Consider the following 25474-nt stretch of genomic DNA (forward strand, 5'->3'; position numbering starts at 1 on the left):
GACGGGCCGGGCCGACCGGCCCGTCGCGAGGCGGTCGGCCTCGATTAGACGGACGCCTTGACGCGCTGGAAGTGGGCCTGGACCTGGCGGGCCATCGAGTCGGCGTGGGTGACGAACCCGATATGGCCGGCACCTTCGATGGCTTCGAAGCGGGCACCTGAGACGTCCTGGGCCAGCCGCTTCTGTCGCGAGACCGGGATGATCGCGTCCTTCGAGCCGGCGAGGACCAGCGTGGGCGCGTCGATCCGCCACAGGCGATCCGTCACGTCGAAGTGCTCGAGCTGCGCCAGGCGATGGGCCATGACGGACTGGGGGGTCTCCCAGATCCGCTCGATCACGAAATCGGTCTGCGGGCCGGGCTCGGGCTTCTTGGCGTACAGCAGGTTGAGGAACTGGTTGAGGAACGGGCTGTTGGGGAGCAGGGGATACCGCTCCAGGACGCGGCGGACGATGGCCGAGGCCGCCGTCGCGTGGAACCGCGACTCGATCCCCTGGACGATCAGCGAATCCAGCAGTCGGGGCTGCTCGACGGCCAGTTCCAGGGCGACGGCCCCGCCGAACGAGACGCCGAGGACCGAAGGCCGCTCCAGCCCGAGATGCTCGAGCAGGGCGGCCAGGTCGGCGGCGTGCTGGCCGATCTCGACATAGGGCGTCCGCGTATGTCCCAGCGGGCCCGCACCGTGGGTGAGGTCGCCGCGAAGGCTATACGTAATGACCTGATGCTGCTTCGCGAGCTTCCGGAGCAGGGGGGCGGTCAACCGCCACCCGCCGGCCATCCCGGGCACGACTACGAGCGGGTCGCCCCAGCCCATCCGGACGACGTCGAAGTCCGCACCATTGACCGTCACGCGATGGCTGCGGCGCGAGCCCGCTTCGGGCACGATCGTCGACCAGGAGTCTCGCCATTTCGTTGATAGCCGCATGCCGTCCCCCTCGCCCCACCTCGGGTCGATACGACCCGTCCGTTGCTGCCGGATCATCGCTGAAGTGTCAGTCGGAATTCCTCGCCACCTGACGAGCCTGGTGTTCCAGCCCGCCGCATGAGCCGCGAATTCGGTAGGACTCTATCGCACTTCGCGTGCCCAGGGTGAAACGTGTCGATTTTCTTGGTGTTCCAAATTTCGTCATATCGACAGTTCGGCTGCCGAGTGTCGAGATTTCGGCGCTTTGATCGCCGTGTCGGATGGAGGATCGCGTTGGCAAGGCTCGCTAGTCTTCCCAGTCGTCTCATTTTAGCTCAGAGAGGTGGTTGAGTCGGCGGTTCTGGTCGTCTCAGTGTCGGGCTCGATCGCGTGGAAAGACGAGATGCTCGCGCTGTCGAAAAAGGGGTCGTTGGTGGCGAAATTTCGGCGACGACGAAAACTCGCGGATCTTCGTTAGCGAAAACCTGGGGTTCCAGCGCCGAAATAGGGTAGACTGGCGGGGCGATGGTCAGGCTTGCGGGTCGCTCTTGCAGGGGCGGGTCGTGGCGATTGGATGGGCTGAGGCTTCTCCTGGATCGGGGGGACGCCGGGGGGCGAGCGATGCCGAACTGGATCCCATCTTGGTTAGGCGGGCCTCGTCGAGGGCCGGGAGGGGGGGCCGTCGCGACGGGCGAGCCAGTGCGGCGACCTCGTGGCTCGGCGAGCGCTGGGTCGGTCTGCGCCTGTTCTACATGGCCTGTACGATCGCGGTGCTGGCGTATTCGGCGATGGTCCTCGGCCAGGTGGCCTGGATGGGGACCATCGGCGTGCGTTGCATGTTCGGGACGGAGATCGAGGAGAACGTCTCGCCGAGTTTCCGGTGGGTCGACGCGGCGGGGAAGGATGATCGTCCGTTGCGAGGGGATGAACTGATCTCGATCGGGGACGTCCATCTGGCCCAGGGGGGCTACTCCGCCTACATCATGGCGATCCGCGAGTTGAGCGGACATGTGGGCGAGTCGGTCGAGGTGCGATGGAGGAATCCGGACTCGGGACGGATCCACGAGGCGCAAGCCCAGGTCCGGTACGCGCCGACTCGTTCGTGGGTCTGGTCGCTGGTCTGGTTCATCCAGGAGATGCTGATCTTCGGGGTGGGGGCGAGGGTCTTCTGGCGGCGGCCGAACGACGATTCGGCGCGGCTTTTCTACATGCTCTGCATCGTGACGGTCGGGGCGTTCATGGGGGGGTATCACTGGACGGAGATCGTGGGGAGGCCCGCGCTCATCTACCCGTTCGTGCTGTTCGCCCTCCTGGTGCCGACGGTGAACCTGCACTTCTATCTGGTCTTCCCACGGCCGAATCCGCTGATGCTGTTACATCGCCGATGGGTCCTCGGGGTTCTGTACGGCGTGCCCGGGGCTTTTTTAGGGGCCTTGTGGGGGAGCATGTACGCCTCGCGGCTCCTTCGGCTGCGGGACGTGACCCAGAGTACGACGGCCCTGGAGCTGATCCGGCTGCTGGCGCTCAGCTACGTCTGGGTGGCGGTCTTCTTCTTCGGGCTCTGCTTCCTCTGCCTGGTTTTCAGCTATCGCCGATCGCGACATCGCGGCGAGCGCAATCAGGTGAAGTGGATCCTGCTGGCGACCGTCGCGTCGTCGGTCCTGATCGGCTACCTGATGATCCAGACGCTGATCGACCCCTCGAACCTCGGCCGCGACAGTGCGGCGTGGCCGATGTTCACGGTCTCGCTCCTTTACACGATCGCCCACGCGTTCAGCATCACGCGATACAAGTTGTTGCAGGTCGAGGAGATCGTCAATCGGAGCGTGGCCTACTTCGCGTTCAGCGTGACGGCGGGCCTGATCTACTCGCTGTTGTTGCTGGTGAGCGGCAAGCTGATCGGCGACCGCCTTTCGGCGTTGGGGCCCTCGTGGGGGGCGGTGGTGGCGACGGTCTCGGTGATCGTGGTCTTGTTCATCTCGGAGGTGGCGAGGGGGCGATTTCAGCGGATCCTCGACCGTCGCTTCTTCCGGGAGAAGTACAAATTCGACCAGGCGATGCAGAAGATGCGGCTGGCGGTGGGGAGCCTGGTGGATCGCGAGACGCTGGGCAAGCGACTGCTGGAGGGGACGGCCGAGGTGCTGCGGCTGGAGTGGGGGGCGCTTTATCTGGCCGACGGCGCCAGTGGGCGGTTCGAGCTGGCCGCGAGCCACGGGCCGGCTCCCGACGAGGCGGTGCTGGAGCCGGACGACCCACTGGTGTCGCGGCTCCGCCAGGCGTCTTCGATCCGGCAATCGCACGTGATGGGCTCGGCGGCGGCGTTCGACCCGGCGACCGACGCGATGATCGCGCTGGGGGGGGAGGCCGCGTGCGGCGTCGGCGGCGACGGCGAACTGGCCGGTGTGCTGGTGCTGGGGCCGAAGCGTAGCGGCATGCCGTATGAGGACGAGGAGATGGCGTTCCTGGGGGCGCTCAGCTCGGTCTCGGCGATGGCCCTGCACTCGGCCGACATCCAGGAGACGCTGGAGACGCTCAACCATGAGCTGCGGGACAAGGTGGAGAAGATCTCCGAACAGCAGCGGCGGATCCTGATCCTCCAGGACCAACTCCGCGACCGCGCCGAGCGAGAGAGCGTCGCGCCGCCGGGATCGGGGGCAGACGCCGGGGGGCGGAAGGAGCCCTCGGGCCTCGTGGAAGCGTTCGAGCGGATCAAGGGTTCGAGCCCCTCGGCGCGGCGGATGATGGACATGGCGCGGAAGGTGGCGGCCAGCACGTCGGCGGTCCTGATCCGGGGCGAGAGCGGCACGGGCAAGGAGCTTCTGGCGGCGGCCGTCCACGCGGCGAGCCCGCGCGCGCAGCGGCCCTTCGTCAAGGTGCACTGCGCGGCCCTGTCGCAGAACCTGCTGGAGAGCGAACTGTTCGGCCATGTGAAGGGGGCGTTCACGGGTGCCGATCGCGACCGCGTCGGCCGGTTCGAGCAGGCCGACGGCGGGACGTTGTTCCTGGACGAGATCGGCGACATCAACCTGGAGGTCCAGACGAAGCTCCTGCGGGTGCTCCAGGAGATGTCGTTCGAGCGGGTGGGAAGCTCGCAGTCGATCCAGGTCGACGTGCGGGTCGTGGCGGCCACGCACCAGAACCTGGAGGCCCTGATCCAGTCCGGTCGGTTCCGGGAGGACCTGTACTACCGCCTGAACGTGATCTGCCTGTCGACCCCAGCGCTTCGGGAGCGTCGCGAGGACGTGCTGGAGCTGGCGATGCACTTCCTGGACGTCCACGCGGCGAGGATGGGGAAGTTGCTCACGTACATCGAGCCCGAGGCGGTCGAGGCGCTCATGGCGCACGACTGGCCGGGGAACATCCGCGAGCTGGAGAACACGATCGAGCGGGCGGTGGTCCTGGCCGACGGCCCGACCTTGACGGCGGACGATTTGCCGCCGGAGGTCCGCCAGCCGATCCGACGCCGATACCGGACGAGGGCGGCCGCGGCGGTCGTCGCGCCCCGGGCGTCGACGCCGCGTGGGGCCAGTCCCGTCGCGACGCCGCCGGCGGCGACGGGTGCGGAGCTACTGGACGGCGAGGAGTGGGGCGCCGAGTTCGCCTCGTTCGAGCGGCAGCGACTGGTCGAGGCGCTGGAGGAGGCGGACGGCAACAAGAGCGTCGCCGCCCGCATCCTGGGCATGCCGCGGAGCACCTTTTTCAGCAAGCTGAAGAAGCACGGTTTGGCCTGATCAGGCCGGGCCGGGCGGGAGCCGCCCGAGCGTTCGCGTTCGCGGTCACTTGGCGGCCGGCTCGGGGCTCAGGGTCATCTCCATGGTGTTGTTCATGGTCTGCTCGAGCTTGTTGGCCCCGGCGGTGATGAGCTGGACCATCTTGACCTCGACGTGGGAGCTGGCGATCCGCCCCTTCTCGGCGTCGAACAGGAAGCGGCCGACGTTCTTCTGCTCCTTGATCTCGAACGAGATCTGGGGATTGTCGGCGGCGTCGACCGTCATCTTGGCGTCCAGGGTGATGACGACCTTGCTCGGGTCCTCGGCGGCCGGGCCCTCGACGGTGTAGGTCTTGTCGGTCTTGATCGTGCCGAGCTGCTGGACGGGGAGGGTGGACTCGTCGGTCCAGCCCTTGCCCTTCTCGACGGCCGCTTCCGGGAGGATCAGCCCGGACTGGGTGATCATGTTCTTCATCGACTCTTCGGAGAAGAGGTTGCCCATCGCCCCGGAGAGGCTTTCGCGGAGGGCGTCGAGGGTCTTCTGGGGGATCTTGACGGATTCGATCCGGCCCCGGGGGTCCATCGTCAGCGAGCATTCGAAGCCGGCGAGGGCCTTGAACATGGGGACGATCTGGGCGGCGATGGGGCCTTCCTGGGGCTTGTCCTTGTCCTCGGAGTCGAACTCGAAGGGGGGCTGGCCGGCGGATTCCAGCTTCACGCGGACGCGGTCGATGATCTGGGTCATCGTGGCGACGCCTTCGGGCGTGACCTCGTCGACGATCCAGCGGAGGTCGCTGGTCTGCTGGACGGTGGAGCCGCGCTCGATCTCGCCGGCCTTCATCTTGCTCTCGGTCTTCTGGACCAGGGCGTAGCGGATGGTCTCGCCCTTCTGGAACTTCCAGCGCAGGGGGGCGTCGGCCCGGGCCGACGCGCCGACGCCCAGGCCGACCGCCAGCGCGAGGGAAAGGGCGGCGACGGCGAGGCGGCGAGGGCGGGGAGTCGGGGTTTCCGGGATCGGATGCGGCATGGGTCGGAACTCCAAAAGGGGAGGGAGCGGAGGGCGGGCCGGGCCCGCGTCGTCCCGCGACGCGCGGGGGACGGGGACGGGCGATCCACGTCTCATCGAGGTGAGGAAGGTGGGTGGGAAGCGTCGGCCGGGGGGACGAGCGTCACGTCGATCCGGCTGGCGATGGCTTGTTCGATCCGCTGACCCTGGGCCGAGAAGGCCATGGTCAGATCGTCTTCCAGGTGGTAAGAGGCGACGACGCCGAGGTCGGCGTCGAAGCTGAACCGGCCCGAGGCCGATTGCTTCAGGATCTTCGCCTCCATGGGGGCCTCGGGAGCCGGCCGGAGGGTGATGCGGGTGTCGACGACGACCTCGTGCCGGGCGGGGCGATCGGCCTGGGGGCCGCGGTAGGTGTAGGTTTTGTCGAGGACCAGGGCGCCGAACATCGGCATGGCCGCGGTCGCCTGGCGGGTCCAGGTCGCCCCCGGCTCGACCGGGCCTTCGGGGAGGAGCGGGTGGGCCTGGACGATCAGGTTGCGGACGCCTTCCTCGGAGATTGCGGCGGCGGCGGCGGTCTGCCCGGCCTGGTGGATCAGGGAGCGCGCCGGCTCGGGGATCTTGACGTCGAGGATCTCCCCGCGCGCGTCCATGCGGAAGTCGATCTTCGCGCCGACAAGCCCGCGCAGGAGGGCGGCGAGACGTGCGGCGAACGGCCCTTCCTTGCGAGCCGGGTCGGACGCGGTGTCGAACTCGAACTCCGTCGGCGAGCCCTCGCCCCCGATCCTGATGCGGATCCGGTCGACGATCAGGGTCATGTCGGCGATGGAACCGTCGACCTTGTCGACGATCCAGCGGAAATCGACGTGCTGGCGGCGTTCGACCCGAGCGGCCCGGCCGCCGTCGGGCGTCCAGACGTGGGACGACTCCTGGACCATGACGTAGTGGAGCACGCGACCGGGCTCCAGCCCCCAGCGGAGCGCGACGGGGTCGCCCACGGTCGCGGCCAGGCCCCCCTCGCCCGTCCCGACCGCCAGCAGCGGCGGCAGGAGCAGCAACAGCGCGACGCCCGCGCTGCGGTCTCGCCGCGGGCCGGTCGCTCTCAAGGCCGGGTGCTTCATGGGGTCCAGACCTTTCCGGCTGTCGGACGATCGCGCCCGGCCCCCCAGGCGACTCGGTCGGGGGCGGCGGGCGTCTCCAGCATAATACTCGGCGAGGCCGACGAAAGCATCAGGGGGCGTCATGCTCGTCGATATGCCGATCGGCGTCGATCGCGTCGATCGGGTTTCGAATCGGTCGATTCGGGTCGCCGGGACGCAGGAGGTAGGCCATCAGGACGAAGTCGTACACCCCGTGGCAGACGATCGCCGCCAGCAGGTTGCCCGTCGAGAGGAAGATCAGCGCCAGGTAGACTCCCATCGAGAAGCTGACGATCGAGTAGGGGATCGAGATCGGGTGCAGGGCGCCGAACAGCAGGCTGGAGAGGATCACGCCCCAGGTCTCGTTCGTGGCGCTGGCGATCGAGGTCTGGAAGACGCCCCGGAAGAGCATCTCCTCGCCGACCCCGGCCGAGATGGCGATCAGGACCAGGTCGGCCCAGGAGCTGTTCCCCAGGAGGGGGACGAATTCGTCTTCGCAGAATCGCTTGATCCGCACCAGGGGGCCGATCGGCCAGCGAAGCATCGCCAGGAAGCAGGCCGCCGGGGCCGCCGCCGCCGCCGCGCCCAGCATCACGGCCTGGAAGTTCCAGTCGAAGTGGCGCAGGGGGGGGTGGGCGAACCACCAGCCCAGGAGCAGCGAGAACGGGGCGAGGCCCCCTTCGAAAAAGACCGCGAAGGTCACGATCGCGTCATGACCGGGCGCATCGATCTCCGGATGCGGAGATTCCTCCGGGGCGTCCAAGTCGTGGCGATCCTGCATCCGAAATTTCCGAGGGATGGAATCGGGGCTCGACCGACGCCGGTCGGGAGGGCTGTTTCCAGGCTGTTTTCTACCATAACGGACCCGGCCTTCGGTGTCGATCCTCGGTCGCCTTCGATTGCAGGGCTGCGTGCGACTATTGCATCGGCGGCGACGATTCACGCACGAACGACGTCTTTTCGAAACGCGACGGCCCCGGCCTCGCGTCGGGGACGGAGGCGCGGGGCCGGGGACGGGGTTTTCGAGCCACAGGACTACTGGGCGATGATGTTCTTGACGCGGGGGTCGGCCAGGCTGATCCGGCGCGATTGGAGTCCGTTGCGGCGGATGACGTAGAGCAGGGCGCTGTCGGTCTGGACGGCCTCGGGCTGGCGGAGGACGTACATGATGTTGTCGGGCCGGATGGTCTCCCAGTTCCGGTCGCCGACGTTCATCCCCACCAGGATGTCGCCGCGCTGGAGGGCGGCGGCGGCGGCGGGGCTGCCGGGCGAGACGGCCTGGATGAACAGGCCGCCCCGGAGCTTGGGGTTGACCGAGGAGACGTCCTGGCCGGAGGCCGGCGAGGTCTTCAGGCCCAGCGTCTCCCAGATTGGGTCGGTCGGCTCGTAGGCGGCGAGGGTCGTCCCCTCGGCCAACGGTCGGACGTCGACGGCGAGGGTCGTCTCGGCCCCGTCGCGGCGGACCAGGACCGTCGTCGGCGTCCCCGGCCGGGAGTCGAGGAACGCCCGTTCCACGTCCAGGGCGTTGGCGACCGGCATCGAGCCGATCTGGACCAGCTCGTCGCCCGGCTGGACGCCGGCGGCCTCGCCCGGGCTGCCGCGCTGGACGTCGGCCGCCACCAGGACCCGTCGGGAGCCCTGCGTCGTCTCGGCCGCGACCACGCCGTGCCAGGTGGCGGCCAGTCGGCGGGTGCTGAGCATCTCGGCGGCGACCCGCTTCACCTCGTCCATCGGCAGGGCGAAGCCGATCCCCTGGGCGCCGGCCCGCACCGCCACGTTGATCCCGATCAGCTCCCCTTCAATGTTGATCAGCGGCCCGCCCGAGTTCCCCGGGTTGATCGCCGCGTCGGTCTGGATCAGGTTCCGGTAGACCTGCTCGTCAGAGAGCGTCACGTCCCGGTGCAGGGCGCTGATGATGCCGACGGAGACCGTGTTCTCGTAGCCGAAGGCGTTGCCGATGGTGATGACGGGCTCGCCCACCATCAGGTCGGCCGAGGTCCCGATCCTGATCGCCGGCAGGGGGGAGGTCGGCTCCACCTTGATCAACGCCAGGTCCATGACCGGGTCGAAGTGGAGCACCCGCGCGGGGTAGCTCGTCCCGTCCAGCAACTGGACCTGCACGCCCTGCACCCGGTCCACGACGTGGTGGTTGGTCAGGATGTAGCCCCGGCCGTCGACGATGACGCCGCTCCCCATGCCGTTGACTCGCGGGCGCTGATTCTCCTCGGGCGAGAACGGCCAGCGACTGCTCGACGCCGCCTTCTTCTCGCTGGAGATGTTCACCACGCAGGCCTGGGCCTTGCCCACCGCCTCCACCACCGCCGTCCGGCGCACTCCCACCGCCGTCGGGTCCGAGCCCCACGCCGGCGCGACCGGCGCCCCGATCGACAAGACGCCCAGGACCAGCCCGACGCCCAGCCATCGGCCCGGCGGACTGGGACGGCGTTCCCCCTCTGTACGGCGACTCCAGGGTCTTGGCACGATGTCGTCCCCAATGCGTAGGCCGATCCGGATCGTCGGCTTCCATCCGTGTCCCCCGGCTCCGGCGACGTCCATTCCGCCGCGCTCCGGGTCCCTCCGACCTGCTTTTGGATCGGTTACCCTGCTTACCAGCTTGAGCTAAGTCGCCCTGATACCTCCTAGCTTCCCTGGGTTCCGCAAGTATCCATATAATAGGTCTAAATTGCCTGTCTTCTCGGCCGCAAGCCAGGCACAAACGTTCGGGTCGCCGGCCTGTTTGCACGGTTTTCCTGCACCCCAACGCACCCCGCTGAAGTCCTGAGAGGTCGCTCCAGGGAGGCGGTCGGCCAATTAAGGAGAAAGGGCCCTACGAAAAGAGCGTCGAGAGAGTAAAACTAGATGAGGGATCAAGACGACCACCGGAGTCGGGATGAATGGCCGCGAAATCGCAACGACGCCTCAAGCTGGAGGAAAGCCTCCGCGACGACCCTTCGGATACGTTCCTGCGTTATGGGCTGGCGCTGCAGTGCCTGCGCGACGGGGACGTGGAGGAGGGCCGCGATCGGCTGAAGGCCCTGATCGCCGACCATCCCGAGGATGAGGTGGCGGCGTACCAGCAGCTCGGGCAGTCGTACGCCGAGTCCGAGGAATTCGAGGCCGCCGCCCAGATCCTCCGGACGGGGGTGGCGAAGGCTCGCGCCCGGGGGGACGACCACGCCGCGGCCGAGATGGAGGGGCTCCTTGATTCGCTCGACTGACGCCGACCGCTGCGAGGGCGATCGGGCGGGGGGGGGCCTGCCGTGATCGGCCCCATGCTCTCCTCCGGCTCGGGCTCTCCGATCCCGGCTGGAACGTCCCTGTTCGACTTCCCCATCCCGATCCACTTCGGGGTGGGCGCCGTCCGCGATTTGCCGGCGGCGCTCTCGTCCCTGGGGGTCGCCCGTCCCCTGCTCGTCGCCTCGCCCGGGCGGGTGGTCGGCGGGGTCGTCGATCAGGTCGCGGGCGCGCTCGGCGCGTCCGTCGTCTTCGCGGATCTCTCGCCCGACCCGATCGACGAGGAGATCGACCGTGGCGCGGATCGTTACCGGGAGTCGAAGTGCGACGGCCTGGTGGGCCTGGGGGGCGGAGCCGCGATCGAGGCGGCCAAGGCGATGAGACTGCGGCTGGGCCTGCCCCCTCTGGCGGCGGTCCCCACCACGGCCGGATCGGGCGCCGAGGTCCTCGCGTCCTGCCGCATCCGATCGGCCGAGACGGGCTGCAAGCGGGAAGCGGGGCCGGACCCTCGATTCCCCTCGCTGGCGATCTGCGACCCCGGCCTGACGCTGACCACGCCGCCGGCCGTCACCGCCGCCACCGGCCTGGACGCGCTGGCGCATTGCCTGGAGAGCTATCTGGCGACCAGCTTCCAGCCGCTCTGCGACGCCGCGGCGGTCGAGGGCCTGCGGTACATCTTCCGGGGCCTGGAGGCGGCGGTGCAGGACGGCTCCAACCTGGAGGCGAGGTCCGCCATGATGATCGGCTCGCTGCTGGGCGGGACGTCGTCCCACAAGGGTCTGGGGGTGGCGCACGCCCTGGCCTTCGCCGTCGAGATCGACGCGCCGGGCCGACACGCCCCCCTCGTGGCGATCCTCCTGCCCCACGCTTTGCGGTTCGTCCGCGAGGCCGTCGAGCCTCGGATGGCCGAACTCGCCACCCGCCTCGGCCTGGGCCGCGCCGGCGACGGCCCCGGCCACCTCATCACGCTCGTCGGACTCCTCCGCGCCAACGCGCCGCTTCCTCGCCGACTCCGCGACGTCGAGGGCGCGGCCCACGACCGCATTCCCGAGTACGCCCGCCTCGCCCTGCTCGATCCGGCCCTCGCCTCCTGCCCCCGACCCTGCAACCAGCCGTTGCTGGAGGAACTGCTCGACCGGGCCTGGTGAGGCCTGCGAAACGCCGCGATCCGTCCTCGAAACCTTGCGGACGCAAGATCAGCGCGTCGGGGCCGCCTCTCGTGTAACATGGTCATCTATTGGATGACCGAATGTGAAGCACGAGTGGTTTCATGAGATCGCTCGCCACGATTGATGGCAAGTCCTCGACGGCCGGAGCGAGCTCCCGACGGCCTTCGCCGCCGCGCATCTCCTCCCAGGTCGGTGCGGCGGTTTTCGTCTGGTCGACCTGGGTCGTCTCGCTGCTGGTCGCGCTCGGGTATGTCGGCCGGTTCGGAGCGGACGCCCCGCGTTATGACGACTACGCGGTGGTTCCGCAGCTCTGCGGGGAGGAGCCGATCACCATCGGCTGGCTCTGGTCGCAGCACAGCGAGCATCGGATCCCGTTGCCACGGCTGGTGCTGCTCGGCGTGTTCGGCCTCGACGGGGCGGACCCCCGGCCGGTGATGGGGCTGATCGTGCTGCTGCTCGCGGCGGGCGCCGCCGCCCTCTTGATCGCCGTCGCCCGCGACCCGCGAGGTCGAAGGTACGCCGACGCCTTCCTGCCGCTGGCGCTGCTGAATCTCGGTCATCATCACAACCTGCTCTGGGCGATCCAGGTCGCCTACGTCCTGCCGGTCGTCCTCTTCTGCGCGGCGACGGGTCTGGTCGCGGCCCGCTCGGATCGGCCGGACCTCCCCCGTGCGGCGGCCTTCGGCGCGTGCCTGGCCCTGATGCCGCTGTGCAATGCGGGGGGGCTGCTGCTGCTCCCCGCGCCGATCCTGTGGCTCGTCGCGACAGGCTGGGCCGAGGCGAGGTCGGGGCGGCCGGGGAGTCGCCGGCGCGGGGCCTGGCTCGCCCTGTGCGCGGCACCGTCGGCGGTCCTGGCGATCGTCTATCTTCGCGGCTATGCGGCCCCCAGCCATCACGCACCGCCGGGCGGCCTCGGGGCGGTCTGGCGGTCGACGTTGCAGTTCCTGGCGACGGGCTTCGGGCCGGCGGGGGTCGCCCTCTGGCCCTGTTCGGGCGTCGCCGCGGCCGTCGTCGCGATCGGGGCGGCGGCGACGTTGCTGGTCGCCTGGTTCCGGCGACCGGAGAAACGGCCGCGGATCGGGGGCTTGCTGGCGATGCTCGCGTCGGTCGGGGGGCTCGCCCTGGGGACGGGTTGGGGGCGATCCGGCGAGGGCGTCGAGGCCGGGTTGCAGCTTCGGTACGCCACGCTCGCCGCCCCGACGTTGGTCGTCGCGTACCTGGCCTTCGCCTTCCACGGAGGCCGGGTGCTCCGCTCGATCGCGCCGACGGCCCTGTTCGCGGCCTCCTGCATGCTGCTCTGGCCCAACACGCGGGACGCCCTCGAAGCCGGCCACGCGGCCGGAACGCAAGCCGCGAGGTTCGCCCGCGAGCGCGAGGCGGGCGTCCCGATCTTCCGGCTCGTGCGCCGATACGTCCCGTTCCTGCATCCCTCGCAGCAGACGCTCCACGACTATCTGGAGATGCTTCGAGAAGCGAGGATGGGCCGATTCGGACGCCTGCGGCCCGATCCGACGTTCCGCGAAGACTCGCTCGACCCGCGCCCGTCCGACGTCCGCATGGGAAGGTGGAAGTCGGGCGAGTTCATCGCCGAGGGCCCCGACCCCTGGGTCCGGTTCGATCTCCCCGAGACCGTCCGCGTCGCCGGGGTGCGGATCCGCTACGACCATCGCAACGACGACGGCGCACCCGCCCGGTTCCGCCTCGCCTGGTGTCCCTCCAGCCGGTACGACGCCCCCGAGACCCAGTACGGCGACTGGTTCCTCCCGACCGGAGAGGACCGGACGACGACCGTCTGGATCGACGAGCCCGTCGCCCGAATCCGAATCCAGCCCGACAACCGCCCCTGTCGGATCCGAATCCGCGAACTCACCCTCCTGATCGAGCCCTGAGCCGTATCGCCGACCCTGAATCCCAGGACCCGGGTCAGCCCGGCCCGAAAGGCGGGCCGCCGGGACCGCCCGGTCCGAACGGAGGACCGCCCGGTCCGAACGGAGGGGCGCCGGGTCCGCCAGGCTCGAAGGAAGGACCACCCGGCCCAAAGGAGGGACCGCCGGGGCCGCCGTTCATGGGGGCCCGGCTCCGTTCCTCGGCCTCGCGGATCTGCCGAAGAACGTGCTCGGGGGGTTGGCCCGGCACCGGTGCGGCTCCAGCCCCCTCGCCGGCCCTGGGCGTCGTCGCGTAGAGATACCACTTCGTCACGTCCCCCACGAAGAACTTGTCGAGCGTGTCGACCATCGTTTTGGTGGAGTCCGCCCATTTCAGCGATGCGTCGACGGAAGTCCGCTGTTCGGGGGTCGTCGCGAGGGGGCCGATTTTGTTCGCCATCACCCGCATCGAATCGGCCGCGCTCCGAAGCGCCTGGACCAGCGGGAGGTGGTAGCGCGTTCGGAGGAATTCCGCCTGATCGCGAGTGGGGAGGGGGGTGGAGATGTACTGGGCGGCGTTGTTCTGGGCCTGGGCCATGAGCCCGACGAACGCCTGGAAGTGGGCGTCGTATTCCGGCGTCCCCGGCTCGGGCGCGGTCATGATGAGCCGACTCATCTCGTCCAGCGTGCCGATCGACGATTCGAACAGGCGATCGTAGGTCTCCAGGTTCTCACGAGGCGTGGTGGAGAGCCTTTTCCCCATCGTCGCCAGGCCGAAAGCCCCGCCGTACTGGTACGTGACGCCGAAGGCGGCGAGCACCAGCGCCGACTGGAAGATCGCCCAGCCCCACGCGAGCTGACCCCCGAGGCTTTCGCCGGAGAAGGCTCGCCGGTTCCCGCCGAAGAAGCTGATCGCGGCGCCGACGACCGACGCCACGGTCAGCGCCATCGCCAGGACCGCAAGCCCGACGTTGATCCAGGTGATGGTCGAGACGAAAGACGACGCCCCCATCGCGCTCGCCAGGCCGGTCCGAATGAAGCTGCCGAGCAGGGAGAGCACGATCAGGTTGACCGCCAGTCCCCGCAAGGGCAGGTTCCAGGGCCCGTCCCCCGCCCGTTTCCGCTTCGACTTCGACTTGCCCGACTTCGTCTTGATCCTGCCGGGGAGGACGCCCCCTTCGTCCTCCGTCGAGGCGGAAAGGCCGCCCCGAGGGGGGAGGGGACCGGCCGCAGCGGGGCTCGGCTCGTCGTCGAAGCCGAAAGGGTCGACGGGGTCGGCGACGGGGGCCGGTCGCGAGGCGGGCGAACCCGACGCGGCGACGGCGCGGGGCGCTCCCGGGATTCGCATCACCGTCCCGCATTGCTGGCATCGCCCCTTCTTACCGGCCAGCGAGCCATCGACGCTGTGAGGCTTGCCGCAGTTCGGGCAGGCGAACTTGACCTTCATGGAGCGTCCCGATGGAAGACGACGGGGCCTCGCTCCCCGCGCGGGGGAGGCGAGGTGAGTGCAAGCAACCGGCGATGGCCGGACGTCGGATCCTTATATCCGTGGGAGCATGGTGTGTCAAGATTCCGAGGACTTCAGCGTCCCCGCCAGCGGAAATGGAACTGGTCGAGGTGGATTTTGCCCTTCCAGATTCTGCGGAAGATGTCGCCCCAACGTCGGAGCCGGCCGATGTTCCCGGCGTGCGCATCGAGGAGCCGGACGACCTCGGCGTGGCGGCCTTCGCGGGCGAGGCGGTCGGCGCTCTCGCGGTAGCTCTCGGCCGCGTCGTAGCTTTCGAGCCTCGCCCTGAGCGACTCTCGGGCCTCGCCCTCGAGGCCCGCGCGATCGAGGATCGCGTCGGGATCGAGCTGGATCGGCTGCCGCTTGAGCATCTCGAAGACGCCGGGGTCGCAGCCTCGGCCGGCGTCCTCGGCGATCTCGCGGGCGTTGCGGTTCAGCATGACGTCGCGGAGCGAGGCGTCGGCGCCGCGTTCGAGCAGGAGGCGGGCGGTCTCGGGCCGGCCCGCGCGGGCCGCTTCCATCAACGGGGTCTCCTCGCCGTCGATCGTCGCGCGGCGGTCGACCTCCGCGCCGGCGTCGAGGAGCATCCGGGCCTTGTCGACGAGCCCCCGAGCCGCCGCCAGGTGCAAGGGCGTCCAGCCGTTCATGCCGACGCCGTGCAGATCGGCCCCCGCCGCGATCAGCTTCGCCAGGATAGCGGGCGCGACGGGGGATTCGGACTCGACGGCCCAGAGCAGCGCGGAGTAGCCGTCCCCCGACAGGGCGCTCGGGTCGGCCCCGCGCGCCAGCAGCGACTCGACCCGCTCCCGATCACCGGCGCAGGCCGCCGTGATCAGCGGGGTGTAACCGAACTCGTCGCGCGCGTCGGGCGGCGGTTCGCCGTCTCCCTCATCCGGTCGATCGGCGTTCTCCATGTCGTTCTCCCGGCGCGAGGGGACGAGACCTACCGGCTTTTATACTTCGACGGACCCGAACCCGGCAATGACGCGCGGCGTGGAGGCGGCGCGGCCTGAGCATTCCTTCACCTTGCCGAGCCATACGGCGACCTATAATTCAGGCGATCTCCTTTCGCCGACAGAATTCGGTCCGCCCTTTTCGAATCGTTGCGTCCCCAAAGATCAATTCCTCCGTTATGACCTGCGTGGGGGCGATCCTTCGCGGTTGCAGGTCGCCCCTTGGTCCGGCCCGCCGCGATGAGTGGCCTTGAGATTCCGGCCGAAGACCGCTAAAGATGCTTCGATCCGCATGACCTTCTTGCACCTGGTGGTACATCAAGCATGGCCGAAAGCAATCTCGCCGAGGGGAACGGGCTGACGCCCGAGTACGACGCGATCCTGATCGTCGGCTTCGGCGGCCCGGAGAAGCCCGAGGACGTCATGCCCTTCCTCGAGAACGTGACCCGAGGCCGCAACATCCCCCGGGAGCGGCTCGAGGAGGTCGCCGAGCATTACCACCACTTCGGCGGGGTGAGCCCGATCAACGCCCAGACCCGAGCGTTGATCGACGACCTCGGCCCCGAGATGCGTCGGCATGGGGTGACGATCCCGATCTACTGGGGCAACCGCAACTGGACGCCGATGCTGGCGGACACGATGCGGGAGATGGCCGGGGCCGGCGTGGAGCGGGTCCTGGCGGTCGTCCTGGCGGCGTACAGCTCCTATTCGAGCTGTCGACAGTATCGTGAGGATATCGGCCGCGCCCGTGAGGAGGTCGGCCCGACGGCCCCGACGGTCGACAAGGTGCGGGTCTTCTACAACCACCCCGAATTCATCGCCGCCAATGCGGACCGGGTCCGCGAGGCGCTCGCCGGCCTCCCCGCCGAGGCGAGGGGACGGGTCCCCATCGCCTTCACCGCACACAGCCTCCCGACGTCGATGGCCGCGTCGTCCGCCTATGTGCGACAACTCGAGGAGACCTGCCGACTGGTCGCCGAGGAGTTGAAGATCGAGGACGATCGCTGGTCGCTCGTCTACCAGAGCCGAAGCGGCCGTCCCAGCGACCCCTGGCTCGGGCCCGACATCCTGGAACACCTCCAGGCCCTGCGCGACGGCGGCGCGGAGGAGGTCGTCGTCCACCCGATCGGCTTCCTCTCCGACCACATGGAAGTCCTCTACGACCTCGACGAGGAGGCGCGGCTGCTTTGCGAGCGGATCGGCCTGACCCTGGCGCGTTCGCGGACCGTGGGGACCCACCGGGGCTTCGTCCGCATGATTCGCGAGCTGATCTGCGAGCGGCTCCAGCATGCGGAGGCCGAGGAGCGGCGGGCGGTCGGCCGGTTCGGCCCCTCGCACGACGTCTGCCCGGTCGACTGCTGCCTCCCCCCCGCGCGGCCGGCGGCGGCCTACGCGAAGGCCGGGGCCTGAGGGACGAGGTTCGGGCTGGACTAGCCATCGCCGCGTCCGGTCCCCTATCATGAGGCTTCCCGCCTTCGACCCGACTCGTCCGGTCGCAGGCGGATGGGTGATCCGTTTTCCGACACCCCGCGCCGACGGATTCGACGTGCGGGGAGCGAGCCGGGCCGGGGAGAGAACGTTGATGTCGTCGCGTCGGATTTTGCTGGTTGAAGACAGTTCCACGATGCGCCGCATGCTCGGCACGCTGCTCAAGGAGGAGGGCTTTGAGGTCCGTACGGCCAACGACGGGGCCGAGGGACTGATCCAGGCCAAGGAGGATCCCCGACCGGACCTGATCCTCACCGATTATGAGATGCCCGAGCTGGACGGCCCCGGCTTCTGCAAGGCCGCCAAGGCCGACGTCGACATCCGGTCGATCCCGGTCCTGATGCTCACCACCCTGGGCGAGACCCACAACAAGATCGCCGGCCTGGAATCCGGGGCCGACGACTACATCCAGAAGCCCAAGAGCCCGGACGATATCCAGGAGATGTTCGCGAGGATCCGCGCCCACCTGCGGATCGCCGACCTCCGCTCCGAGCTGGCCGATCGCAACCGGCTGCTGGAAAGCGCGCACAAGAAGCTGACTTTCGAGCTGGAGCTGGCGCGCAAGGTCCAGTTCGCGATGATGCCCCGGCCCCCCAAGCCCCGGGGCGTGCTGCAAGTGGCCGTGCGCTACACCCCGGCCAACCAGCTCGGCGGCGACGTCTACGATTTCTACCGGCTGGATAACAACCGGCTGGGCGTGCTCGTCGCCGACGTCTCGGGCCACGGGGTCAACGCGGCGATGCTCTCGGGCATGGTCAAGACCCTGGCGGCCGGGCTGTCGATCGCCGTGCTGGAGCCGGGCGAGCTGCTCGCCGGCCTGGACGTCTCGGGCGAGCAGTATTTCCCCGAAGGCTACTTCTGCACCGGCTTCTACCTGATCGCCGACGAGGAGACCGGGCTGATCCGCTACGCCGGCGTCGGCCACCCGTCGGGAATCGTCATCGGCCCCAACGGTCCGCGCATGCTGGAATCGAATCCGGGGATGCTCGGCATCGGCATGGTCGACGGCACCGCCGGCGGCGCCGACCGCCTGGAGCCGGGCGAAACCCTGATCCTCTACACCGACGGCCTCCCCGACGCCATGGACCCGTCCGACGTGATCTTCGGCGAGGAGCGGCTCAAGACCCTGCTCCAGGGCCACTACGGCAGCGACCCGACCGAGATCATCGACCAAGTCGACGACGCCGTCCAGGCCTACACCGCCCCCGGCCGACCGGCCGACGACATCAACATCATCGTCATCCAGCACCCCGCCCCAAAGTGAGGACGTGAGGTCGATCCGCAAACGCGGGCCCGCGCCGTCTCACCCTTGGCCGGGCCGATGGACCGCGTCGCCGGAAACGTGCTAGAATACCCAGAACGGTGATTCGTGCGCATCGTGCGGAGCCCACCGTCTCGACGCGCGGTCTGGATCATCTTATAATTTCAGAAGAAGTCGTGGGCGCGGCCGTCAGGGTCGCGATCTGGTCGTGAACCCAGGCGGACCGAAAACGGTGGCGCTCGACGGCCCGGTGACGATCTACGAGGTCGCCGGCCTGCGCGAGGCGTTCCGAGAGGCCCTGGCCGAGGGCGTGGATCTCCAGGTCGAACTCGACGAGTCGACGAAATGGGACCTGGCGGGGCTCCAGTTGTTGATCTCGTGCGTCCAGACGGCGAAGGCCGACGGCCGCAGCCTGGTCCTCGCCAAGATCCCCCGGTCGTGCGTCGAGGTGGCCGAGCGCGCGGGGCTCTCCGATTGGCTCGAATCGGCATCGCAAAAGGACTGACCCCGGCGGGAGGCCGTGCAGCCTCCAGCCGGCGGGACTCGAAGACGACGTCGCGTCCTGATCCCCGGCGGCCACCGCCGAGGATCAGGGCGGACCAGCCTGGAGGCGGCGATTATGAACTGGGCCTCCCCCCAGACGCTCCCCGCGCCCGCGGCCAGACGCTCCCGTCTGAATGATCCGCATGATCTGTCGCACGCCGGCGCCAAGACCATGACCAAGACCAAGACCGTCCTCCATGCCGACGATAGCGGATCGGTCCGTCGATGGGTCGCCGAACAGCTCGGCGGGATGGGCCTGAAGGTCGTCTCCGTCGCCGACGGCGACGCCGCCCTCCAATACCTTCAGGATTCGACCTGCGACCTGCTGCTGACCGACCTGGAGATGCCCAATCTCGACGGCCTGGCGCTGCTCGCGGCCGTGCGGGAACTCCCCGCCCATCGGTTCCTCCCCGTCCTCGTCCTCTCCAGCAAGCAGCCCGGCGAGTTCGACCCCCGGCGCCGACAGGGGGTCACCGGCTGGTTGGTCAAGCCGGTCGACGGCGAGCATCTCCGACGTTGGGTCCGCCGCGTCCTTCCGGAGTAGCCGCCTGCGCGGGGTCGGCCGGTTGGGCGGAGCGGCTTTCCCGGCCGTCTCCAGTCCCCCCGCCTCGTCGTCGTGTAAAGTTCAAGGCGATGGCCCCCCTCCCGGATCGAAATGGCCCCACATCCGGGAGGCGGCGCACGTGTTGCGCGCATACAATAGGACCGAAGTTGGAAAGCGGGTGGGATGGGCGAACATGGCGGGCCGCCGGCGAGAAGCCCACGGCCTGATCGATCCCCCCCGATCGAGGTGCAAGACATGAGTTCCGGGCGGTCCGCGTCGACGCGCCGTCCTCCTTCGTAGTCAGGAAGTCATCCGGCCTTGGGAAGTGCGGACGATCGATTTCGCGAGATGTTCTACGAGGAGGCGCGTGAGCTTCTGATCAGCCTCGAAGAAGGGCTGATGGAGCTGGAACGCCGCCAGGGCGACCGCGCGCACCTCGACAAGACCTTCCGCGCCGCGCACAGCGTCAAGGGCGCCGCGGCGATGGTCGGCCTGGGGGCGATCGCGGAGTTCACCCACGGCATCGAGGCCGTCCTCGAACGCATCCGGACCGGCAGCCTGGCCGTCGACTCCGACATCATCACCACGCTGCTGGAATCGCGCGACCACCTCGCGGCCATGGTCGAAGGGGAGGCCGGAGGCTCGCCGATCCCCGGCTCGAGTCACCTCAGCCAGCGCCTCACGGACCTGCTGACCTCGACCAGGCCCCCCGAGCCGCCCGACGAGCCGCCCCCCGCCGCGCCGCCGACTCATCCGTCGCCCTCGCCGGCCCCGGTCCCCGCGCCTTCGTCCGCCGGGCCTCCCCCGCCGTCGAAGTCGCCCGAGCCCAGGCCCGAGGCACCCCAGCCGCCCCCGGCCACCGGCCCACCGACGAAGCCCGACGAGCCCGAGCCGCCGGCGGCCGAAAGCAGCCCCGAGTCGAAGCCCGCCGCGAAGCCGAAACGCTCGCGACGCAAGACCGAGAAGCCCGCCGAGGCCGGTGGGGAGACGAAAGCCGAGGCCAAACCCAAGGCCCCCCCCCGAGGGAAGGCCGCCGAGCGCAGGTCCATGCCCTCGGCGTCGCCCGCCGCCCCGAAGGCCGCCGAGCCGGAGGGGGAACCCAAGCCCCTCTACCGCATCCGATTCGCCCCCGGCCCCGACGTCCTCAAGCGAGGCGTCAACCTGCTGGGGGTTTTCGATGAACTGCGCGAGCTGGGTGAGCTGGAGGTCCTGGCGGACGCCGAGGCCGTGCCGACCCTCGACGACTTCGACGCCGAGCGCTGCTACCTGAGCTGGACCTGTACGCTCCGGACCGACGTGGAGCCCGAGCGGCTGGACGACGTCTTCCTGTTCGTGGCCGAAGACGGCGCGATCGGGGTCGAGCGACGGCTCGACGACGGGTCGTTCGAGCCGGTGGAGACCCCGCTCCTGAAGCTGCCGAGGGGCACGCCGGTGTCGTCGCCGCCGACGCCCGTCGCCAGGTCCCAGCCCGTCCCCGCCCCGGCCCCGATCGAGACGCCCGCCGCGCCCGCGTCGGCCGCCGCCGCCGACGGCGCGAAGCGTCCCGTGGTCGCGACGAACGTCCCGGCGGCCCGCGCGCACGGCCGGATCCGGGTGGACGCCCAGCAACTCGACGACCTCGTCGGCCTGGCCGGCGAACTGGCGGTCATCTCCGACAACCTGCAGGGGCTTCGCGAAGTCCGCAGCGCGGCCCCCTGGGGTGCCACCCTGGAATCGCTGCTGCGGGTCAGCCGTGAGATCCGGGACACCACGCTCGACCTCCGGATGGTCCCGGTCGACGAGCTCTTCTCGCGGTTCCCCCGGTTCGTCCGCGACCAGGCCGACCGCTCGGGCAAGGAGATCGAGCTTCGGATCTTCGGGCAGGAGACCAAACTCGACCGGACGATCATCGAGCGTCTCGGCGACCCGATGATCCACCTGATCCGCAACGCCGTCGACCACGCCCTCGAACTCCCGGAGGAGCGGCTCGCCGCGGGGAAGCCCCGGGTCGGGCGGATCACGCTCACGGCGGGTCATGAGGGAGATCGGGTGGCGCTCAAGGTGGAGGACGACGGACGCGGCCTCGACCGCGAGCGGATCGTCCGCAAGGGGATCGACCGGGGCCTGATCCCGCCCGGCACCTCCCCCGACGACCCCCGGGTGGTGGGCCTGATCTTCGAGGCCGGGTTCTCGACACGCGATCAGGTGAGCGACATGTCCGGCCGGGGCGTGGGCCTGGACGTCGTCCGCGATTCGGTTCGGGCCCTCCGGGGGAGCCTGGGGGTCGAGAGTACGCCGGGCAAGGGGACCTCGTTCACCTTCCGCCTGCCGCTGACCCTGGCCCTGATCGACGGGCTCCTGATCGAGACCGGCGGAGGACGCTACGTCGTCCCCCTGGCCCAGGTCGAGGAGTGCGTGGCGCTGGGGGGCGTCCAGACGGCCCTCTCCGAGGATCGGTCCTGCGTGACGGTGCGCGGGGAGCTGGTGCCGACCATCTCGCTGCGGCGGCTCTTCGGGATCGAGGGCCCCCCCCCGGTTCGTCAGGAACTGCTCCTCACCCGGTACGCCGGCCGGCGCGTGGGAGTGGCCGTGGATCGCCTCAGCGGGCGGGTCCAGGCCGTCATCCAGTCGCTCGGCGAGGGGCTGCACGGCCTGGGACGGTTCTCCGGCGCGACCATCCTGGGGGACGGCTCGGTCTCCCTGATCCTGGACCTGGCGGCGCTCGTTTCGGAATCGCGGATCGCCGAGAACACCTTACGAAGCACGCCGATGGCAGGCGTGAGGGCGGAGACCGTCCGATGAGACTGACCCTGCGGAAGAAAGTCACCCTGGCGCTGGTGGCCTTCGGCCTGATCCCGGCGGGCATCGTCGCGGCGACCGCCTACATCGCCGACGACCAGTTCAAGCGCAAGCAAGACTTGATCATCCAGACCGCCGCGTCCGCGATCAGCGACAAGATCCACACCATCGCCCTGACCAACCAGAAGACCAGGCCGGCCACGGCCCCGGCGACGGCGGACGCCCCCGAACAGGAGGGGCTGGCGCTGCCGGAGTGGAACCTGGACGACGCCACCCGGCGGATGACCCAGAACGCGATCTCCGAGGTCGTCTCGCGGTTCGAGCTGGCCAACACCCAGGTGATGGTCGTCGACCCGCGGAACAGCGTCGTGATCCGCCACCGGGGACCGGCCGGCTCGTTCGACGACAAGGCCGACACGCTCGAATCCCGATACCGGGCGACCGTCAACCGGGCCCAGAACGCGATCGGCCACGATCACGTGGAGCCGGTCTCGGGCGAGACCTACCTGGAGCCCGAGGTCGTCGGCTTCGCCTCGATCCGGCTGGCGACGACCCTCGCGCCCGGCGACGAGCACGGCTACGCGGTCCTCGTCGCCGTGCCCCGCAAGAACGCCTACGAGACGATCTACGGCTCGCAGAGCAAGATCCTGATGCTCCTGGGCGCCATCATCCCGCTCACCATCCTCCTGGGCTTCCTGTTCGGCCGCTGGTTCATCCGCCCCTTGCTCCAGATCATCCGCGTCACCGAGGACCTGCACGAAGGGCACCTCTACAACCGCACCGGGATCGTCCGCTCGGACGAAATGGGCGAGCTGGCCGGGCTGACCGACTCGGTGGTGGGCAAGCTCTCGGAGGTCGTGGGCCAGATCCGCAACATGACCGCGTCGGTCTCGACGGCGAGCAACGAGCTGAACTCCTCGGCCCAGCAGCTCGCCCAGGGGGCCCACCAGCAGGCGGCGACCCTCCAGGAGATCGGCAGCAGCCTCCAGTCGGTCGACGGCTCGGTGGCCCGCAACGCCCAGCACGCCCGCGACACCGCCCGGACCGCCAACGAGGCCAGCGCCCAGGCCGGCCGGGGAGGGGAGGCGGTCCACGAGACCGTCGCCGCGATGCGTGAGATCACCCAGAAGATCCTGATCGTCGAGGACATCGCCTACCAGACGAACCTGCTGTCGCTCAACGCGGCCATCGAGGCCGCCCGCGCCGGCCCGCACGGCCGGGGGTTCGCCGTGGTCGCCGGCGAGGTCAAGAAGCTGGCCGAGCGGAGCCAGGCGGCGGCCCAGCAGATCAGCGATCTGGCCAAGAAAAGCGTGGCGGTCGCCGAGAACGCCGGCCAACTTTTGGAGCGGACGGTGCCGATGATCCGCGACACGTCCGAGCTGATCTCGGAGATCGCCGCCGCCAGCCAGGAGCAGATGAACGCGATCCGCGAGATCAACATCGGCGTGAAGCAGCTGGAAGACGTGGTCTCGCAGAACGCCGCGGCCAGCCACGAGCTCGCGGCCACCTCGACCGACCTGGCGCTGCAGTCGTCCAGCCTCCAGCGCGAGGTCGACTTTTTCCGGCTGGACGCCGGAGCCTACAAGCCCCCGCTCGCCCCCTCGCCGGGTCGGGGGCTGGAACACGGGTCGCGGGGGAGCGCCCACCACCCGGTCCATCGGGCCCCCGCCGCCCTCGCGAGCGACGGCCGCCACGGCGTCGACCACCCGGTCGCGACGGGGCATGGGCATGGGACCGGGCCGGGGCATCCCTCGGCCCAGGGCCACGGCCATCATGCCGGGGGGCCGCTGCCGGGCCCCCCCCGTCGGCCGCCGGGGCCGGGGCCTCGTCGGCCGGCATGGTCCCCCCGCCGAGGGGCGGGGTGGTGGTCAACCTTGACGACGACGACAATTTCGAGCGATTCTGATGGGGGCGAGACGCCCGCCGCGTCGATCCGAACTCGATCCGACCTCCACGCCTCGCCTCTCGGCCGAGGCGATCCCCTGAAGGACCGCCGCGGATGATCGACATGACCACCGACGACGTCATCGAACGGGAACGGGACCGCGCCCAATCGTACGTCGTCTTCCGCCTGGGGGGGGAGGGCTACGCGCTGGAGGTCATGCGCGTCCAGGAGGTGCTGGACGTGCTGGCGATCACCGAGGTCCCGGGGGCCTCGCGATGCCTGCTGGGGGTGATCAACCTACGCGGGCATGTCGTGCCGGTGTATGATTTGAGGATCCCGTTCGGACTGCCGGTCGACCCCAAGCCCGCTCGCGCGCCCAGCGTGTTGATCGTGGAGACCGAGGCGGGGAACGATTCGGAGGTGACGGGACTCCTGGTCGATCGGGTCTCCGACGTCCTGGAGTTCGCGCCCGACGAGGTGCAGCCGTCGCCGCAGTTGGGGTTGGGGAAGACCACGCCGTTCGTCCGGGGGCTGATCCGACACCAGGACGCCTTCCTGCTGGTGCTTGACGTGGACCGTGTGTTCTCGGTTCTGGCCTCGATCAATGGCGGGGGAGTTTAACGTGGCGACGTCGGGCCTGCTGCCACCCTCGCCCTCGGGTGAACCCGATGCGTGGTCCGAAAAAGATTTCGGCTGCGTCATTGTGTTCCTCCGCAGCCAGATCGGCATCAGCCTGGAGACGCACCGGCTGGGGCTGCTCCAGGCGCGACTGCGCTCTCGCCTGCAGGCGCGGGGGATCGCCAGCTTCTCGCAGTTCTACGACCAGGCGCTGCGGCCCGACCCCACGGGCTGGGGGGCGCAGCTGCTGATCGACCTGAGCACGGTCAACCACACCTCGTTCTTCCGCGAGCCGGCCCACTTCACCTTCCTGATCGAGAAGGTCTCCCAGTGGCTCCGGGAGTCGCCGACGAGTTCGGTGCGGATCTGGTCGGCCGGCTGCTCGTCCGGGCAGGAGCCCTACAGCATGGCGATGGCCCTGGCCGAGGCCCTGCCGCCCCACAGCCTCTCGCGGATCGACATCTGGGGGAGCGACCTGTCGCTGGAGATGCTCAAGGTGGCCGCCGGGGCGATCTACACCACGCGGGACGTCCAGGGGGTCTCGCAGGCGCGGCTCCGGCGATTCTTCCTGCTGGGCCGCGGCCCCCGCGAGGGCTCGTTCCGGATCGTCCCCGAGATCCGCGACCTGGTGAAGTTCCGGCACATCGACCTGCGAACGGCCCACTGGGCGATCCCGACCGACTTCCACGTGGTCTTCTGCCGCAACGTCTCGATCTACTTCTCCGACGAGGAGCGGCAGGTTCTGCTCAATCGGCTCGCCCAGCACATCCGGCCCGCCGGTTGGCTGGTGATGGGCAACGGCGAGATCCTGCCGTCGGTCCCGGCGGTGTTCCACAAGCAGTCGCCGTCGATTTTCCAGAAAGAGGCTTGAGCCGC

Annotated in this window: 19 protein-coding genes; 12 read left to right on the forward strand and 7 right to left on the reverse strand. The window is 69.4% G+C overall.

Annotation, left to right across the window (positions count from 1 at the left end):
* Nucleotides 1-44: 44 nt before the first annotated feature.
* Nucleotides 45-923 carry an alpha/beta fold hydrolase gene (locus VT85_RS03305; protein ID WP_068421309.1) on the reverse strand — a complete coding sequence of 293 codons (879 nt, stop codon included), beginning with the start codon at nt 921-923 and terminating at the stop codon, nt 45-47.
* A 620-nt stretch (nt 924-1543) separates the two neighbouring features.
* Here VT85_RS03305 and VT85_RS03310 point away from each other — a divergent pair.
* Complete coding sequence (locus tag VT85_RS03310) at nt 1544-4633, forward strand: sigma 54-interacting transcriptional regulator (protein WP_197491062.1); 3090 nt, start codon at nt 1544-1546, stop codon at nt 4631-4633.
* A gap of 45 nt (nt 4634-4678) precedes the next feature.
* On the opposite strand, the gene VT85_RS03315 is transcribed toward VT85_RS03310, so the two are convergent.
* The 4 genes from VT85_RS03315 to VT85_RS03330 form a co-directional block, all read right to left on the reverse strand.
* The gene (locus tag VT85_RS03315) at nt 4679-5638 is read right to left on the reverse strand and encodes a DUF6263 family protein (RefSeq protein ID WP_068410485.1); all 960 of its coding nucleotides are present in this window, start codon (nt 5636-5638) and stop codon (nt 4679-4681) included.
* Between the two features lie 92 nt (nt 5639-5730).
* On the reverse strand, nt 5731-6735 hold the full coding sequence (locus VT85_RS03320; RefSeq protein WP_068410488.1) for a hypothetical protein: 1005 nt from the start codon (nt 6733-6735) through the stop codon (nt 5731-5733).
* Nucleotides 6736-6844: 109 nt separating this feature from the next.
* Nucleotides 6845-7516 carry a CPBP family intramembrane glutamic endopeptidase gene (locus VT85_RS03325; RefSeq protein WP_197491063.1) on the reverse strand — a complete coding sequence of 224 codons (672 nt, stop codon included), beginning with the start codon at nt 7514-7516 and terminating at the stop codon, nt 6845-6847.
* 272 nt (nt 7517-7788) lie between these two features.
* The gene (locus tag VT85_RS03330; protein WP_068421312.1) at nt 7789-9093 is read right to left on the reverse strand and encodes a S1C family serine protease; all 1305 of its coding nucleotides are present in this window, start codon (nt 9091-9093) and stop codon (nt 7789-7791) included.
* A 554-nt stretch (nt 9094-9647) separates the two neighbouring features.
* Here VT85_RS03330 and VT85_RS03335 point away from each other — a divergent pair.
* The 3 genes from VT85_RS03335 (at nt 9648) to VT85_RS03345 (ending at nt 13045) form a co-directional block, all read left to right on the forward strand.
* Nucleotides 9648-9971 carry a hypothetical protein gene (locus tag VT85_RS03335; protein ID WP_068410495.1) on the forward strand — a complete coding sequence of 108 codons (324 nt, stop codon included), beginning with the start codon at nt 9648-9650 and terminating at the stop codon, nt 9969-9971.
* 42 nt (nt 9972-10013) lie between these two features.
* Nucleotides 10014-11135 (forward strand): iron-containing alcohol dehydrogenase, encoded by a 1122-nt coding sequence (locus VT85_RS03340; RefSeq protein WP_197491064.1) that lies wholly within the window; start codon nt 10014-10016, stop codon nt 11133-11135.
* A 122-nt stretch (nt 11136-11257) separates the two neighbouring features.
* Nucleotides 11258-13045 carry a hypothetical protein gene (locus VT85_RS03345; protein WP_068410498.1) on the forward strand — a complete coding sequence of 596 codons (1788 nt, stop codon included), beginning with the start codon at nt 11258-11260 and terminating at the stop codon, nt 13043-13045.
* 34 nt (nt 13046-13079) lie between these two features.
* Here VT85_RS03345 and VT85_RS27340 read toward each other — a convergent pair whose 3' ends face one another.
* Both VT85_RS27340 and VT85_RS03355 read right to left on the reverse strand, forming a co-directional pair.
* Nucleotides 13080-14468 carry a hypothetical protein gene (locus VT85_RS27340; protein ID WP_068410501.1) on the reverse strand — a complete coding sequence of 463 codons (1389 nt, stop codon included), beginning with the start codon at nt 14466-14468 and terminating at the stop codon, nt 13080-13082.
* Between the two features lie 134 nt (nt 14469-14602).
* Entirely contained in the window at nt 14603-15442 is an 840-nt protein-coding gene (locus VT85_RS03355; protein WP_068410504.1) for an ankyrin repeat domain-containing protein, read from the reverse strand.
* A gap of 363 nt (nt 15443-15805) precedes the next feature.
* On the opposite strand from VT85_RS03355, the gene VT85_RS03360 reads away from it, so the two are divergent.
* The 8 genes from VT85_RS03360 to VT85_RS03395 all read left to right on the forward strand — a co-directional run bounded on the left by VT85_RS03360 (nt 15806) and on the right by VT85_RS03395 (nt 25469).
* On the forward strand, nt 15806-16891 hold the full coding sequence (locus tag VT85_RS03360; protein WP_068410507.1) for a ferrochelatase: 1086 nt from the start codon (nt 15806-15808) through the stop codon (nt 16889-16891).
* 172 nt (nt 16892-17063) lie between these two features.
* Nucleotides 17064-18233 (forward strand): response regulator, encoded by a 1170-nt coding sequence (locus VT85_RS03365; RefSeq protein WP_197491065.1) that lies wholly within the window; start codon nt 17064-17066, stop codon nt 18231-18233.
* Nucleotides 18234-18438: 205 nt separating this feature from the next.
* On the forward strand, nt 18439-18735 hold the full coding sequence (locus VT85_RS03370) for a lipid asymmetry maintenance protein MlaB (protein ID WP_255376976.1): 297 nt from the start codon (nt 18439-18441) through the stop codon (nt 18733-18735).
* Between the two features lie 114 nt (nt 18736-18849).
* Nucleotides 18850-19317 (forward strand): response regulator, encoded by a 468-nt coding sequence (locus tag VT85_RS03375; protein WP_197491067.1) that lies wholly within the window; start codon nt 18850-18852, stop codon nt 19315-19317.
* Nucleotides 19318-19665: 348 nt separating this feature from the next.
* On the forward strand, nt 19666-22098 hold the full coding sequence (locus VT85_RS29735) for a chemotaxis protein CheA (protein WP_082858320.1): 2433 nt from the start codon (nt 19666-19668) through the stop codon (nt 22096-22098).
* Nucleotides 22095-24098, forward strand: coding sequence for a methyl-accepting chemotaxis protein (locus tag VT85_RS03385; RefSeq protein ID WP_068410520.1), 2004 nt, complete (start codon nt 22095-22097; stop codon nt 24096-24098). The genes VT85_RS29735 and VT85_RS03385 overlap by 4 nt, the downstream gene beginning before the upstream one ends.
* Nucleotides 24095-24601, forward strand: coding sequence for a chemotaxis protein CheW (locus VT85_RS03390; RefSeq protein ID WP_068410523.1), 507 nt, complete (start codon nt 24095-24097; stop codon nt 24599-24601). Before VT85_RS03385 ends, VT85_RS03390 begins: the two co-directional genes overlap by 4 nt.
* A gap of 1 nt (nt 24602) precedes the next feature.
* On the forward strand, nt 24603-25469 hold the full coding sequence (locus VT85_RS03395; protein WP_197491068.1) for a CheR family methyltransferase: 867 nt from the start codon (nt 24603-24605) through the stop codon (nt 25467-25469).
* The last annotated feature ends 5 nt before the right edge of the window (nt 25470-25474 follow it).

It is taken from the genome of Planctomyces sp. SH-PL62, from assembly GCF_001610895.1.
Classification (GTDB): domain Bacteria; phylum Planctomycetota; class Planctomycetia; order Isosphaerales; family Isosphaeraceae; genus Paludisphaera.